At 36.9% G+C, this 15,321-nt stretch carries 15 protein-coding genes; all 15 read left to right on the top strand.

Annotated elements, in window-relative coordinates; genetic code table 11:
- Positions 1 to 128 precede the first annotated feature (128 nt).
- Positions 129 to 2,336 (top strand): S8 family serine peptidase, encoded by a 2,208-nt coding sequence (locus MHH96_RS03875; protein WP_047940734.1) that lies wholly within the window; start codon positions 129 to 131, stop codon positions 2,334 to 2,336.
- Positions 2,337 to 2,655: 319 nt separating this feature from the next.
- Positions 2,656 to 3,051, top strand: coding sequence for an ATP synthase subunit I (locus MHH96_RS03870; RefSeq protein WP_047940733.1), 396 nt, complete (start codon positions 2,656 to 2,658; stop codon positions 3,049 to 3,051).
- Positions 3,052 to 3,053: 2 nt separating this feature from the next.
- Positions 3,054 to 3,767, top strand: a complete 714-nt coding sequence (gene atpB, locus MHH96_RS03865) for a F0F1 ATP synthase subunit A (protein ID WP_047940732.1) — start codon at positions 3,054 to 3,056, stop codon at positions 3,765 to 3,767.
- Between the two features lie 66 nt (positions 3,768 to 3,833).
- Positions 3,834 to 4,040, top strand: coding sequence for a F0F1 ATP synthase subunit C (atpE, locus tag MHH96_RS03860; protein WP_016204791.1), 207 nt, complete (start codon positions 3,834 to 3,836; stop codon positions 4,038 to 4,040).
- A gap of 232 nt (positions 4,041 to 4,272) precedes the next feature.
- Positions 4,273 to 4,791 (top strand): F0F1 ATP synthase subunit B, encoded by a 519-nt coding sequence (gene atpF, locus MHH96_RS03855; protein ID WP_047940731.1) that lies wholly within the window; start codon positions 4,273 to 4,275, stop codon positions 4,789 to 4,791.
- Positions 4,788 to 5,324 (top strand): F0F1 ATP synthase subunit delta, encoded by a 537-nt coding sequence (locus MHH96_RS03850; protein WP_341116733.1) that lies wholly within the window; start codon positions 4,788 to 4,790, stop codon positions 5,322 to 5,324. The genes atpF and MHH96_RS03850 overlap by 4 nt, the downstream gene beginning before the upstream one ends.
- 26 nt (positions 5,325 to 5,350) lie before the next feature.
- A complete protein-coding gene (atpA, locus tag MHH96_RS03845; protein ID WP_061800830.1) occupies positions 5,351 to 6,859 on the top strand; it encodes a F0F1 ATP synthase subunit alpha in 1,509 nt (502 codons plus the stop codon).
- A 33-nt stretch (positions 6,860 to 6,892) separates the two neighbouring features.
- Entirely contained in the window at positions 6,893 to 7,753 is an 861-nt protein-coding gene (gene atpG, locus MHH96_RS03840) for an ATP synthase F1 subunit gamma (RefSeq protein ID WP_047940728.1), read from the top strand.
- 72 nt (positions 7,754 to 7,825) lie between these two features.
- Entirely contained in the window at positions 7,826 to 9,241 is a 1,416-nt protein-coding gene (atpD, locus tag MHH96_RS03835) for a F0F1 ATP synthase subunit beta (protein ID WP_047940727.1), read from the top strand.
- 20 nt (positions 9,242 to 9,261) lie between these two features.
- Entirely contained in the window at positions 9,262 to 9,669 is a 408-nt protein-coding gene (locus MHH96_RS03830) for a F0F1 ATP synthase subunit epsilon (protein WP_047940726.1), read from the top strand.
- Positions 9,670 to 9,964: 295 nt separating this feature from the next.
- On the top strand, positions 9,965 to 10,201 hold the full coding sequence (locus tag MHH96_RS03825; protein ID WP_047945077.1) for a DUF1146 family protein: 237 nt from the start codon (positions 9,965 to 9,967) through the stop codon (positions 10,199 to 10,201).
- A gap of 202 nt (positions 10,202 to 10,403) precedes the next feature.
- Positions 10,404 to 11,153 carry a YwmB family TATA-box binding protein gene (locus tag MHH96_RS03820; RefSeq protein WP_047945078.1) on the top strand — a complete coding sequence of 250 codons (750 nt, stop codon included), beginning with the start codon at positions 10,404 to 10,406 and terminating at the stop codon, positions 11,151 to 11,153.
- Between the two features lie 33 nt (positions 11,154 to 11,186).
- A complete protein-coding gene (murA, locus tag MHH96_RS03815) occupies positions 11,187 to 12,494 on the top strand; it encodes a UDP-N-acetylglucosamine 1-carboxyvinyltransferase (protein ID WP_047945079.1) in 1,308 nt (435 codons plus the stop codon).
- Between the two features lie 355 nt (positions 12,495 to 12,849).
- Positions 12,850 to 13,863, top strand: coding sequence for a stage II sporulation protein D (gene spoIID / locus MHH96_RS03810; protein ID WP_095258210.1), 1,014 nt, complete (start codon positions 12,850 to 12,852; stop codon positions 13,861 to 13,863).
- Between the two features lie 545 nt (positions 13,864 to 14,408).
- Positions 14,409 to 15,254: a M23 family metallopeptidase gene (locus MHH96_RS03805; RefSeq protein ID WP_341116729.1), complete on the top strand. Its 846-nt coding sequence runs from the start codon at positions 14,409 to 14,411 to the stop codon at positions 15,252 to 15,254.
- Positions 15,255 to 15,321: the final 67 nt, after the last annotated feature.

The raw sequence follows: 15,321 nt of genomic DNA, 5'->3' as shown, positions 1-15,321 counted from the left end.
TAACAATAATGAAATAAATATTTGTGAGAAAAGTCACATTCGGATTGTAATGTGTATTTTTGGCAATACATAAAAACACAACTTGCGGTCAAAATAAAAAGCATAAAGATTTGCAGGGGGCGGTAATAATGCTACAAAAAACACTCAGAATTCTCCTCTTTATACCACTATTACTATCACATTTAACAATGGCAGCATCTTTAAAAACTCCAAATCTTCCCTCGCAAAATTTCAATGAAGTTCAAATTGCTATTGTGCATACAAAGAAGAATTATGCCGAACAAGAAATCGATCGGCTTCTTAGTCGATATCCAGATTTGAAAAGAAGATATATTTTTACAGAAGTATTTAGTGGTTTTTCTGTCGAAGGACCGGTATATGAACTTGAAAAATTAAAACAAAGCGAAAGCGTGAATCAAGTCTCAAAGGTTCAGACTTATATGGCAGAAACAGAAGACCCGGTTGAAATAATTGGAGCAGATGAAATTAGGAATTACTTAGGCAAGTCATTAGAACATATTAGTGGCAAAGGAATAAAAATAGGGGTCATCGATACAGGGATAGATTATCAACATCCTGATTTAGCCAAAAATTATCGGGGTGGCTATGATTTCGTGGATAAAGACAAGGACCCGATGGAAACAAAAGGGTTAGGGAATAAAGATACTTTTCATGGAACTCATGTTGCTGGAATTATTTCTGCAAACGGAAAAATCAAAGGAGTTGCTCCGAACGCAACAATTTATGCCTATAGAGCATTAGGTCCAGGTGGTTCTGGAACAACAGAACAAATATTAGCAGCAATCGATAGAGCTGTCAGAGATAAAGTGGATATTATCAATTTATCATTAGGAAGTGATGTGAACGGCCCTGATTTGCCAATTAGTCTTGCTTTAAACGAAGTCGTTAAGAAGGGGATAATTGCAGTTGCAGCAGCTGGAAACGCTGGTCCGGCTGAATGGACAGTTGGTTCTCCAGGAACCGCAGCTAAGGCTATTTCAGTAGGCGCTACCACGCCCAATATCCATACTCCTTTTTTTACCATAGATGATAAGAAAATTGCCTTAACAAATATGGAGAACAGTAAGGAATGGACGGGGATGGCATCTATTCCATTAGCAAGCGGTGGGATAGGAAAGAAGCAGCAACTGACGAACGTAAAAGGAAAGTTAGTATTAATAGAAAGAGGAGAATTGACATTTACAGAAAAAGTGCAGAATGCCTATGAGGCTGGGGCGGTGGGCGTATTAATATTTAATAACTTGCCCGGAGCATTTCAAGGAATGCTAGAAAAAGAAGTACCTTTACCAGTAGCAGGAATTACAAAGGAGGAAGGAGAATTTATAAAGAAGACTATTCAAAAAAAGAAAATATATGTAACCATCGAAAAGAAGTGGGAAAAGGATATACTGGCAGATTTTAGCTCGCGGGGACCTGTTACAAGTACATGGGAAATTAAACCAGATGTTCTCGCGCCTGGAGTTGTGATAAATAGCACAGTCCCTGATGGATATATGGCTTTACAGGGAACAAGTATGGCAGCTCCTTTTGTTGCTGGAGCGTGTGCGTTATTGTTGGAAGTGCATCCTGACTGGGGACCAGAAGAAGTAAAAGCGGCTTTAATGAATACCGCAAAGTCAGTCAAAAATAGACAAAATGTGACATATAAAGTATACGAGCAAGGGGCGGGTCGAATTCAAGTTGACCAAGCCATAAATGCCAATGTTTTAATCATGCCAGGAAGTATTCGTTTCGGAAAATATAAATTAGTAAAAGAAAAGAATCAATATAAAGCGTATATCACCATTAAAAATGTGGGGAAAAGAAGAGAAAAAATTTCCTTTGATTTTCCTAAAGGAAAGCGCGGGATTAGTTGGAAACTTCCCCTTTCTTTTACACTAAAACCAAGAGAAGAGAAAAATGTTCCAATAATAATGAATATTGATGATAACCTTTTCAATAAGAAACTGCAAGATGGTATAATTAAAGTGAGAGCAGGCGGAAAATTAATTGAATTACCCTATTTATATGTATTGGAAGAACCAGATTATCCAAGAATTATGGGGTTTGATTTTCATAAGAAGAATGGAGAAAGTTGTTATGAGTATGAGACCTATCTGCCAACTGGCGCCGAGGAATTTGGAATTGCACTTTTTAGAGAAGATACATTACAATTTGTCCGGTTTCTAGATTGGAAAAAAGAAGTGAAAAGAGGTCGATTAAAAGGTGAATTTGCCTTAACGAAAGTAGAGGAGGCAGGGACATATCGAATGAAAATATTCGCCAAAAAAACTGGGAAAGAGGACATGCTTGAAAAAATTCTAAAAATAAAATAAGCTATAACAAAGAGATTGTTAAATGGTGAGCAATGAATTTTTTTTTTGTATTTAAATGCATTGACATTGACAATACCCTATTGTATGCTTACAAGGGGTATGAATAGGTTTTCACCCGCGGAGTATCAAGATTTTAACACTAGTATAGTGTTAATAGAGTTAAGGGGCAAGCGATATAATCGCTTCGTTTATCGGATGAAAAGGAAGGATAAACATATGGTATAATGCCCGAATGATACAAAAGGAATGTGCTTTTTCTCTGCTTCGCTTTATTTTCGCGGGTTTAGAGTGATGCCCTGAAAATAAGGAGGATAGAGAATTGGAACAATTGTTTGAGATTTATATGAGGGTTAAGAAATACCTTTATTTCTTTTTATCATTTTGTGCATTTGCTTGGGCGTTCACCCCCTATCAATCTGTTTTTCTTGGTCTATTTGTCGGGACAAGTGCCAGTGTATTCAATCTCACCTTACTGGTTAGAAGAGCAAAGGTCTTTGATAAAGCCATTGAAGAGGAAGGGAAGGTTTATGGCTTAGGAACCATTTCCCGAATGGCTACAGCAGTAATAGTTTGCTTAATTGCCGTAGAATATCCACAAAAAGTTCACTTAATAAGTGTTGTAATTGGATTGATGACAGCTTATATTGTCATTATGGCAGATTATTTAGTGCGTTATTTTATTTTACATAAGAATGGTGAGAAAAGAGGTGAGTAATATTGCATCATGAAGCACCTACCAAAGTGTTTTTAGGATTAACTTTTAACCTATCTAATGTTTTAATGATTGTTGTATCAAGTATAATTGTATTTTTAATCGCATTTTTTCTCACTCGGAATCTTCAAATGAAGCCGACAGGCAGACAAAATTTGATGGAGTGGATTATGGACTTTGTCCGTAATATTATTAAAAATAACATGGATTGGAAAGACGGAGGAAGGTTTCATGTTTTAGGAATCACGCTTCTAATGTATATCTTTATTTCCAATATGTTAGGTTTACCTTTTGCTATTACAGTGCATCATGAGCTTTGGTGGAAATCGCCAACTGCAGATCCAGGTGTCACATTAACACTAGCAATTATGGTTGTGGGTTTAACTCATTACTACGGTGTCAAAATGCGTGGTACAAAAGGATACTTTAAAGAGTTTGTCCAACCAGTAGGATTTTTATTACCATTGAAAATAGTTGAGGAATTTTCTAACACACTCACACTGGGTCTTCGTTTATACGGAAACATTTATGCAGGTGAGGTACTACTAAACTTACTAGTAAATGGTTTAGCGAAAGCCAATTATATTGGAACAGTAGCGGCCTTCCCATTAACAATGGTATGGCAGGGATTCTCCATTTTTATCGGAAGTATCCAAGCATTTATTTTCACTTTATTAACAATGGTTTATATGGCTCATAAAGTAAGTCAAGACCATTAATATATATACCCAGTTCAGAATATGGACAAACTTTATAATAATTACAATTTAGGGAGGATTTTAATAATGGGTTCATTAGCAGCAGCAATTGCAATTGGTTTAGCAGCACTAGGTGCAGGTTTAGGTAACGGATTAATCGTTTCTCGTACAGTAGAAGGGATTGCTCGTCAGCCAGAAGCAAGAGGTATGCTTCAATCAACAATGTTCATCGGGGTTGCATTCGTAGAGGCGATTCCTATCATGGCGGTTGTTATCGCGTTTATGGTTCTTTAATAGAATACGAATATATTTATTCCAGTTATGGCGAAGATCATTCGATAAGAACCTTCGCCATTCCTTTATTTAAAATCAACAATTCACATAAAAAACACGCAAAAAAGCGTATTATGATAGCTTAAAAATTGTTCCTATTAATTTATAAATAAGCATATTCACCTTTTTTCCATAAGCGAATAAAGGTTTCCAGTATGTGATACAAACACTATCTGAAAGGAGTGAATCAAGCGTGTTCACAAATGGATTAGTATTAGGTGCCGTAATGAATTTTGCGGGCGGTGATGTAATCGTTCAATTACTATCTTTCTTATTATTACTGTGGGCAATCAAAAAGTTTGCATGGGGTCCTTTAATGAAAATGATGAAGGATCGTGAGGAATTTGTTGCAAATGAAATAGATAATGCAGAGAAAAGCAGACAAGAAGCTGCCAAACTATTAGAAGAGCAAAGAGTATTATTAAAAGAAGCGCGCAATGACGCACAAGAGTTAATTGATAGAGCAAAACAACAAGCAGATGCTCAAAGAGAAACTATCATTGACGATGCCAGAAAAGATGCAGAGCGAATCAAAAACTCTGCTTTAGTAGAAATTGAACAGCAAAAAGAAAAAGCTGTTGCAACAATTCGCGATCAAGTCACTTCTCTTTCTGTTTTAATCGCTTCTAAAGTGATCGAAAAAGAATTAAATGAGCAGGATCAAGAAAAGTTAATTCATGATTACATTCAAGAGGTAGGCGAGAAACGATGATGGATACAGGTGTTGCAAAGCGTTATGCTTTAGCCCTTTTCCAAATCGCCAAAGAAAACGGACAGATTGATCAACTAGATGAAGAAGTACGAGTAGTAAGGACATTAGTCACTTCTTCGCCTGATATTCATACATTTCTACAATCTCCTAATATTGCATTAGAAAAGAAAAATGAAATGGTGAAAGTGGCATTTGCCTCTGCGAGTGAGTATATTCAAAACCTTTTAATGCTATTGATTGATCGTCATCGAGAAGAGATGATTACTAGTATATGTGATCAATTTATTGCACTAGTTAATGAAGCAAAAGGGATTGCAGATGCAAAAGTATATTCCATCAAACCGTTAACAGACGATGAGAAAAGAGCTATTTCAGCTACATTCGCTGCAAAAGTTGGGAAAATATCGCTAAATATTGAAAATATCATTGATTCTAACCTATTAGGCGGAATTAAGGTAAGAATCGGTAATCAAATATATGATGGTAGTCTTCAAGGGAAGCTGAACCGTCTACAACGACAATTATTAGGATAGTAATTCTTTAGATAGGGGTGAAACGCATGAGCATCAAAGCGGAAGAAATCAGTGCTCTTATAAAAAAGCAAATTGAAAGTTACCAATCAGAAGTTCAAGTAAGTGAAGTTGGTACAGTAATTAATATTGGTGATGGTATTGCTCGTGTACATGGCCTGGATAATTGTATGGCTGGAGAGCTTGTTGAATTTTCTAATGGGGTAATGGGCTTAGCTCAAAACCTAGAAGAAAGCAATGTAGGTATCATTATCCTTGGTCCTTATACAGATATTCGTGAAGGTGATGAAGTTCGCCGTACGGGAAGAATCATGGAGGTTCCAGTAGGAGATGCGCTGATTGGACGCGTAGTAAACCCTCTTGGTCAACCAGTTGATGGACTGGGTGCAATCAACACTACGAAGACTCGTCCAATTGAATATTTAGCTCCTGGTGTAATGGATCGTAAATCGGTAAGTGAGCCACTACAGACAGGAATTAAGGCTATTGATGCGTTAGTGCCGATTGGTCGTGGACAACGTGAGTTAATCATCGGTGACCGTCAGACAGGTAAAACATCTGTAGCGATCGATACGATTCTTAACCAAGCAGACCAAGATATGGTTTGTATTTATGTTGCAATCGGACAAAAGGAATCAACAGTACGTAACGCTGTAGAAACATTACGTAAAAATGGTGCATTAGATTATACAATCGTTGTAACAGCATCTGCATCTCAACCAGCACCACTTCTATACCTAGCTCCATATGCAGGTGTAGCAATGGGTGAAGAGTTTATGTATAACGGTAAACACGTTTTAATCGTATATGATGATTTAACAAAACAAGCATCTGCTTATCGTGAACTGTCCCTGTTACTTCGTCGTCCTCCAGGTCGTGAAGCATATCCAGGGGATGTCTTCTACTTGCATTCACGTCTTCTTGAGCGTGCCGCTAAATTGAGTGATGCAAAAGGTGGAGGATCTATTACGGCGCTGCCATTTATTGAAACACAGGCAGGAGATGTTTCTGCTTATATTCCAACAAACGTAATTTCGATTACCGATGGACAAATTTTCTTACAATCTGATCTCTTCTTCTCTGGCGTACGTCCAGCGATCAATGCAGGTTTATCTGTTTCTCGTGTTGGTGGTTCTGCCCAAATCAAAGCGATGAAAAAGGTTGCTGGAACATTACGTCTTGACCTTGCATCATACCGTGAGTTAGAGTCATTCGCTCAGTTTGGATCTGATTTAGATAAAGCGACACAAGATAAATTAAATCGTGGTGCTCGTACAGTAGAAGTATTGAAACAAGATCTTAATAAACCATTAAAAGTAGAAAAACAAGTTGCGATTCTATATGCACTTACACGTGGTCATTTAGATGATATTCCTGTAGTGGATATTAAACGTTTCGAAGAAGAATTCTTAAATTGGTTAGATCATAATCATACAAATGTGGTAGAACATATTGTTACAACAAAGGATCTTCCATCTGATGATGATATGAACGCAGCAATTAACGATTTCAAAAAAACGTTTGTAGCTTCTGAATAAGAAGGCAAACTTATAGATTGGTGGTGAGAATCTTTGGCATCTTTACGTGATATAAAAGCTCGTATTGACTCAACAAAAAAGACTAGCCAGATTACGAAAGCCATGCAGATGGTGTATTCGGCTAAAATGAATAGAGCGGTTATTAATGTAAAAGCATTTATTCCGTATATGTCTAAAATGGAAGAAGTAACACATTCTGTGGCTCTAGGCAGCTCAGGTGTTAGCCATCCAATGCTTCAAACACGACCTGTTAAAAAAACAGGATATCTGGTTATTACTTCTGAACGTGGATTAGCAGGAGCATACAACAGTAACGTACTAAGAAAGCTAAATCAAACAATTAAAGAACGTCATCAATCAAAAGACGAATATGCCATAATTGTGATTGGTAGAATCGGGAGAGACTTTCTATTAAAACAAGGACATAATGTCATTTTGGATGTAGTGGGTATTCCTGATTTACCAGATTTCCTAGATATTAGAGATGTAACAAGCAAAGCAGTAGGTATGTATGATGATGGTACTTTTGATGAACTTTATGTTTACTATAGTCATTATGTAAGTGCTATTCAGCAGGATGTGGTAGAGAAGAAGGTTCTTCCGTTAACGGAAATGGATGCTTCTAATAAAACATTAACATCCTATGAATTTGAGCCATCAGCAGAAGAAATTCTCGATGTTCTATTACCACAGTATGCAGAAAGTCTATTATATGGTGCTCTGCTTGATAGTAAAGCAAGTGAGCATTCTGCACGTATGACAGCGATGAAGAATTCTACTGATAATGCGAAAGAATTAATAGACAATTTAAGTTTACAGTATAACCGTGCTAGACAAGCAGCGATTACACAAGAGATTACGGAAATCGTTGGTGGAGCTGCAGCGTTAGAATAATGATACAAATAAGTTCTGCTAAACTTAACGTTTTAGCAGAACCTGCTTTAAGAAAGTTTAGGAGGGAAATTAATGAGCACAGGACGAGTTCTTCAAGTTATGGGACCAGTTGTTGACGTGAAGTTCGATGGAGGAAGTCTACCTGACCTTAACAACGCATTACGTGTTGTTCAAGATCCAAGTAGTTCTTCTAACATAGAATTAACCCTTGAAGTGGCCCTTCATTTAGGTGATAACACAGTTCGAGCTATTGCGATGTCTTCTACAGATGGTGTTACAAGAGGCGCAGAGGTAATAGATACTGGAAAATCTATTTCCGTACCTGTTGGGGATGTTACACTAGGTCGTGTATTTAATGTATTAGGAGAAACAATCGATTTAGATCCAGAAATTCCAGCAAGTGCAAGACGTGATTCTATTCACAGAGAAGCTCCTAAGTTTGAGCAATTATCAACCCAAGTAGAAATTTTAGAAACTGGTATTAAAGTAGTAGACTTATTAGCGCCATATATTAAAGGTGGGAAAATTGGTCTATTCGGTGGAGCTGGTGTAGGTAAAACAGTTTTAATTCAGGAATTAATCAACAATATCGCGCAAGAACATGGTGGTATTTCTGTTTTTGCTGGTGTTGGGGAACGTACTCGTGAAGGAAATGACCTTTACCATGAAATGACGGATTCAGGCGTTATTAAGAAAACAGCGATGGTATTCGGACAAATGAATGAGCCGCCAGGTGCTCGTATGCGTGTTGCCTTAACAGGTTTAACGATGGCTGAATATTTCCGTGATGAACAAGGACAAGACGTACTTTTCTTCATCGATAATATTTTCCGCTTTACTCAAGCTGGTTCTGAGGTTTCCGCGCTGCTTGGCCGTATGCCGTCAGCAGTTGGTTACCAGCCGACATTAGCAACTGAAATGGGTAAATTACAAGAACGTATCACATCAACAAATGTAGGTTCTGTAACTTCTATCCAAGCAATCTATGTACCAGCGGATGACTACACAGATCCAGCACCAGCTACAACGTTTGCTCACTTGGATGCAACAACAAACCTTGAGCGTAAATTAACAGAGATGGGTATTTATCCAGCGGTAGATCCACTTGCTTCTACTTCTCGTGCCCTTTCTCCTGAAATAGTTGGAGAAGAGCATTACAATGTAGCGAGAAATGTACAATCTACATTACAGCGTTATAGAGAGCTTCAAGATATCATCAGTATCCTTGGAATGGATGAGCTAAGCGATGAAGATAAATTAGTTGTTCACCGTGCAAGAAGAATTCAATTCTTCTTATCACAAAACTTCCATGTTGCCGAACAATTTACAGGTCAAAAAGGTTCTTATGTACCTGTAAAAGAAACGGTAAAAGGATTTAAAGATATTCTTGAAGGTAAATATGATCACCTTCCAGAAGATGCATTCCGTTTAGTTGGTCGTATTGAAGAAGCAATCGAAAAAGCTAAATCTATGGGTGTAGAAGTATAAAATAATCAGGAGGGGTAGTAATGAAGACGATTAAAGTCAATGTAGTAACTCCTGATGGCCCGGTGCATGAATCAGATGTAGAAATGGTGATCGCAAAAGCAGAAAGTGGAGAACTTGGAATTTTAGCAGGCCATATTCCGATGGTTGCTCCACTTAAAATAGGAGCTGTTCATTTGAAAAATGGTTCAGATTCTGAATATATAGCGGTGAATGGTGGAATATTAGAAGTTCGCCCAGATCAGGTGACAGTACTTGCTCAATCTGCTGAATTAGCGGAAGAAATTGATTATGATCGTGCCTTACGTGCTAAGGAGCGCGCAGAACAAAGATTACATGCTCAAAAATCAGAACATGTGGACTTTAGACGTGCAGAACTTGCTCTTCAACGTGCAATGAATCGTATATCCATTGTTGAGAAAAAATACTAAAAAAGTCCCTAAGGGGGCTTTTTTTAGTGGGGTAGATTTAAAGTGAGGATTAAGACAGCAAAGTAGATTTCCTATTTTTTAAATAGATAATGGCAAGTAAATAATGGAAAAACACTCTGAATGGGGCTTAAAAGTGTACCGAACAATCAGTAGGGAAGAGAGATAATTACTTCGGATAAATATTTACGATTTTAAGGATGGAAAAAATAAAAAAATAATTACACAAATTGAAACCTTTTTATAAGTCAATACGTCAAATAAGAGTTGAAACAGAAGGGATAGATGGGAGGAAAAAATGGTAGAAGCTTTTGGACAACAGGCGTTACTGAGTATTTTGATACATATCGTTTTTATCGCTCTTTCATGGTGGGCATTACAGTCACTAAATTTTGAGAAATTCCTTCGAAAAAACAGAGTTTTTCAAGCACGAGTATTATATGTATTATTAGCAATTATAATGGGATCGATTGTCAGCAATTTCTTACTCGACTATTTAGTTTGGTCACAACAATTGCCATTAATATTGAAGTAATTACCAAAATAAGAAATAATTAATTACAAAGATAGGTCTTCATACATGTTTTCATTCCTTTGTTTTTTAAGTAAAATTCATTTTGTGTGCTTAAATAGTTTGTTAATTGATTAACGTTTTATTCATGTCAAAAAGTGACGATTAATCATTAGTATGCAATTCTTCTCCTTGGAAACAATGGTAGTATGGGGGAGGAATAACAATGAAGATAAATAAAACGTTAATTATAATAACAATATTAATTGGTTTGGCTTGTCTTACAATTGGGAATAACATCACTATCGCGAGAACGAAGTCTGACTTAATAACTATAAATGAAATTTTACAAAAACAAGAAAATGTAACGATTAATGAATGGTCTCTGCATGCAAGAGAAAGGCTGGAAAATGTTACAAGCATTGAAGATGCAAAAGCATATCAGTCAGAGTTAAAAAGAGTTTTCCCAAATGGTGATTGGGTGGAAACGAAAAATCATCAGAGCTGGCAAGCAAAGATGGTCTTGAAATCCAGTGGCCAAATAGAAGAAAGTATAATCTTAACCACTTCTTTAACAACTGATAACGTCCAATCATATATTATGTATGAGGTGAGAGGAAAGAAGTTAGCGAACAAAGAAATGAAAAGGTTAGATATGGAAATTAATAAAAAAATTTCTGACATATTTCGAGGAAAACCAACAATTTTCTCTTGTATTAAAGGCGAATTCAGTGATAAGATGAATGAGACTTTGCCTTATAAAGTTAACCATTTGCTAGATGCATTTCAAGCAAAAAAAGTAGAGGCGTTGGAAGAGGATGATTTTATATCCACCTCCGCATATACGCCGATATTTGAAGAACGAATTGATAATAGCGAAAAGGAAATGAACGTACAAATAGGACTAAGAACACAAGATATGGGAGGAAAAACTACGTTCGTAGTTGGCACACCCATCATAACGATTGAATATTAATATAGAGATATTGGACGCGGAGGGGAATAGACTTTGGATAAAATCATCGTCCGCGGCGGAAAAAGGTTGAATGGAACGGTTAAAGTAGAAGGCGCAAAAAATGCCGTTTTGCCTGTGATCGCCGCTACATTATTAGCAAGTGATGGAAAAAGTATAATTAAATCAGTTCCGACTCTTTCAGATGTATATACGATTAATGAAGTATTGCGATATTTAAATGCAGAAGTACATTTTGAAAACGGAGAAGTAACTGTAGATGCATCAAATGATTTAAGCGTTGAAGCGCCATTTGAGTACGTAAGAAAAATGCGCGCATCTGTTTTAGTAATGGGATCTTTGTTAGCAAGAAATGGCCATGCAAGAGTAGCATTACCTGGTGGTTGTGCAATTGGTTCAAGACCAATTGATCAACATCTAAAAGGTTTCGAAGCAATGGGAGCAAAGGTTCAGGTTGGTAATGGATTTATCGAAGCTTCCGTAGATGGACGTTTAAAAGGTGCGAAAATCTATCTTGATTTCCCAAGTGTTGGTGCGACGGAAAATATTATGATGGCTGCTTCTTTAGCAGAAGGTACGACTATTATTGAAAACGTAGCAAAAGAACCTGAAATTGTTGATTTGGCGAACTTCCTAAATAAAATGGGCGCAACAGTAAGAGGAGCAGGTACAGGAACTATTCGCATTGAAGGTGTAGAAGTGCTACATGGTACAGAACATACGATTATTCCGGATAGAATTGAAGCAGGGACATTTTTAATCGCTGCTGCTATTACTAATGGAAATGTCCTTGTACAGGGTGCGGTTCCAGAACATTTATCATCCTTGATTGCCAAAATGGAAGAGATGGGTGTTGTTTTCAAAGAAGAAGAAGACGGTATCCGTGTGATTAGTGCAGAAAATTTAAAAGCTGTAGATATCAAAACAATGCCTCATCCAGGATTTCCAACAGATATGCAATCTCAAATGATGGCATTACTTCTTCGTGCAAAGGGAACAAGTATGATTACAGAAACTGTTTTTGAAAACCGTTTTATGCATGTAGAAGAATTTAGACGTATGAATGGCGATGTGAAAATTGAAGGTCGTTCTGTTGTTATGAATGGACCAACTAATCTGCAAGGTGCAGAAGTAGCTGCTACTGATTTACGTGCTGCTGCTGCCTTAATATTGTCTGGACTTGTAGCAGACGGTATTACACGCGTTACAGAGCTTAAACACTTAGATCGTGGTTATGTTAATTTCCACGAAAAATTAGCTGCGTTAGGCGCTGATATTGAAAGAATTACCGAAGAAAGTGAATTAACGTTAACGGCAAGCTATGTTGCAGATTTAAATGCATAAATATAATTGGCAAACTTTATTTATCGATTTCATTCCGATAGATAAAGTTTGTTTTTTTATGGGCAAAATTATACATAATATGAAAAATATTTTAGAATAACCGAGAAGTTCAATAGAGGCTTCTATATGTGTTTCAGTTCCTACTTCTGTTAATATCTGTTATATAATAGAGGGGATTACCGGAGTTGTTTAAAACACAGGATTGCTAAAATAGTATGCAAAACGGATATGTTTAGAACCATAAATTAAGGATATTTCTCTAGAAAAAAGAAGGAATAAAAGCTTGTCCATCTCCATAAGAATGTTTTAGAGACAGTTAAAAAGGTCTTATTTCTATCTTATGGAGGCTTTATTCATGATTAAAATCAAACCTTTCATCGTACTAGGAGTTATTCTGTTTGCTATTACTATACTTATTCCGACCATCCTTGTTCTGCCCTCTATTCAGGGTAAAAAGGAAGAGGTAAAGAGTAATATACCACCTGCAGAAACGCCAGAGCCTGCTATTGAAGTAGCTGTATATCGTGAAGATAAACAAGAAGTAGAGAAATTAGACTTAGAAGAATATGTAGTTGGGGTTGTTGCATCCGAAATGCCAGCGAAATTTGAAAAAGAAGCATTAAAAGCACAAGCCTTAACAGCGAGAACATATATTGTAAAAAGAATGATGCATCAAGAGAAAACAGATCTTCCAAAGGGAGCATTAGTTGGCGATACAATAAACTACCAAGTGTATAATAACCGCGAAGAATTAAAGAAAATTTGGGAAAATGATGGGTTAGACTGGAAGAAAAATATGGCTAAAATAGAAGAGGCTGTAGCGGCTACAAAGGGGCAAATTTTAACGTATGAAGGTACTCCTATTGATGCCACGTTTTTCTCCACAAGCAATGGATACACGGAAAATTCAGATGATGTCTGGGCTAATTCCATCTCCTATTTACAAAGTGTGGAAAGCCCATGGGATGTCAATTCGCCAAAGTTTAAAGGGGAAGTGACAATGCCTGTTAAAGACTTCGAGAAGAGCTTAGGCGTTAAGCTTACAGCTGACAGGAAAGTATTAGAAGACGTTAAATATACAAAAGGAAAACGAATTGCAAGTGCCAAGATTAATGGAAAACAATTATCAGGAACAGATATTAGAGAAAAGTTAAGCTTAAAATCAACGGACTTTACAATGGAACGAAAGGGAAATAACGTTTATATTGCTACAAAAGGATATGGTCATGGTGTCGGCATGAGCCAATATGGGGCAAACGGAATGGCCGCAAACGGGAAAAACTATGAAGAAATCGTAAAATACTATTATAAAGGGGTAGATGTAACAGCATCTGATGATATGCTAGCGAAATACACAGCTCAGAAATAAGGGAATCAGCCAAAGCAGGGGGTGAATCAGCCAAAGTAGAGAAGTATCAGCCAAAACAGCGGGTGAATCAGCCAAAGTAGAGAAATATCAGCCAAAGTGTCGGGTGAATCAGCCAAAGTAGAGAAATATCAGCCAAAGTGTTGGGTGAATCAGCCAAAGTAGAGAAGTATCAGCCAAAGCAGCAGTGAAATCAGCCAAAGTAGAGAAATATCAGCCAAAGCAGCGGATGAATCAGCCAAAGTAGAGAAATATCAGCCAAAGCAGCAGTGAAATCAGCCAAAGTAGGGAAATATCAGCCAAAGCAGCGGATGAATCAGCCAAAGTAAAGAAATATCAGCCAAAGCACTAATTACAAGCCTAAAAAGCAAGTCTTCCTCAAGAAGGCTTGCTTTATTTATTGTGACTTCATCCCATTAATAATTAAAATTTTCGTTTCTATGTATAAACTCAAGAACTTTGTCGAAAAATAAGTCTAAAAAATTTTTTAGCATGTAGGTATATATTTATCATTATCTGTTCAGAATGATTGCTGAGGTGATGATAAAATGAGAGAGGAAGAAAACAAACGTACTTCTCCAAAGTCAAAAGTAAAAAGCTTTTTTAAAAAGCGTTGGGCATTTCCAGCCATTTATATCGCAAGTGCAGCTATTATTCTAACAGGGGTCCTATGGTATCAAAATAGCGCATCAGAAACAGATAAGTATAAATATGATAACGCTGATATGCCAACAAAACAAACAGATGAACCTGCAGAACCAGTAGCAAAGGAATTTGAGAACTTTGCATGGCCAGTAGTCGATGAAGATTCTTTCATTACACAAAAAGAGTTCTATGATAATACGGCTAGTAAAGAAAAGCAAGCTGAATCTTTAGTATTCTATAATAATCAATATCAGCCAAACACAGGTATTGACTTAAAAATGGAAGATGATAGCGAATTTGAAGTAGTAGCAGCTCTAAGTGGAACCGTTACAAAAGTTGCGGAAGATTCTCTATTAGGGAATACAATTGAAATTGATCATGACAATGGGATTAAAACATATTATCAATCTGTGAAGGATTTCCAAGTGGAAGAAGGCGCTGAAGTAAAGAAAGGCCAACCATTAGCAACTGCTGGAAAAAGTAAGTTGAATCAAGAAGCAGGAGTTCATGTCCACTTTGAAGTAAGAAAAGACAATGTAGCTGTGAACCCTATTGATTATTTTGGTAAACCGGTAAGTGCTTTACAAAGTGATGATACTTCTGGTGCTACTTCTGGAAAGGATTCAGCAGTAGAAAAATCAAGTAATTCCGATGAAGAAATGCCGACAGATAACAAATTAGAAAATGGAACAGACTCTAAACAGGATGAAGATTCAGAAGGGTCTACAACTACAGATCCGAACGCTTAATAACTAGAGGTTGCTATAAGTAGTTTTTACAAAGCATAAAATAAAGATTATGCGAGTGATAGCTACT

It is taken from the genome of Niallia sp. FSL K6-0212, from assembly GCF_038007605.1.
In the GTDB taxonomy this organism is placed as follows: Bacteria; Bacillota; Bacilli; order Bacillales; family Cytobacillaceae; genus Niallia; species Niallia circulans.
Note: the sequence above shows the minus strand (reverse complement) of the source record. Positions and strands in the feature narration are given on the sequence as shown.

Coding starts and splice junctions, on each gene's coding strand:
- MHH96_RS03830 (WP_047940726.1), top strand. CDS start 9,262: ATGAAGACGATTAAAGTCAATGTAGTAACTCCTGATGGCCCGGTGCAT.
- MHH96_RS03820 (WP_047945078.1), top strand. CDS start 10,404: ATGAAGATAAATAAAACGTTAATTATAATAACAATATTAATTGGTTTG.
- atpD (WP_047940727.1), top strand. CDS start 7,826: ATGAGCACAGGACGAGTTCTTCAAGTTATGGGACCAGTTGTTGACGTG.
- MHH96_RS03850 (WP_341116733.1), top strand. CDS start 4,788: ATGATGGATACAGGTGTTGCAAAGCGTTATGCTTTAGCCCTTTTCCAA.
- atpE (WP_016204791.1), top strand. CDS start 3,834: ATGGGTTCATTAGCAGCAGCAATTGCAATTGGTTTAGCAGCACTAGGT.
- MHH96_RS03805 (WP_341116729.1), top strand. CDS start 14,409: ATGAGAGAGGAAGAAAACAAACGTACTTCTCCAAAGTCAAAAGTAAAA.
- MHH96_RS03875 (WP_047940734.1), top strand. CDS start 129: ATGCTACAAAAAACACTCAGAATTCTCCTCTTTATACCACTATTACTA.
- spoIID (WP_095258210.1), top strand. CDS start 12,850: ATGATTAAAATCAAACCTTTCATCGTACTAGGAGTTATTCTGTTTGCT.
- atpA (WP_061800830.1), top strand. CDS start 5,351: ATGAGCATCAAAGCGGAAGAAATCAGTGCTCTTATAAAAAAGCAAATT.
- MHH96_RS03825 (WP_047945077.1), top strand. CDS start 9,965: ATGGTAGAAGCTTTTGGACAACAGGCGTTACTGAGTATTTTGATACAT.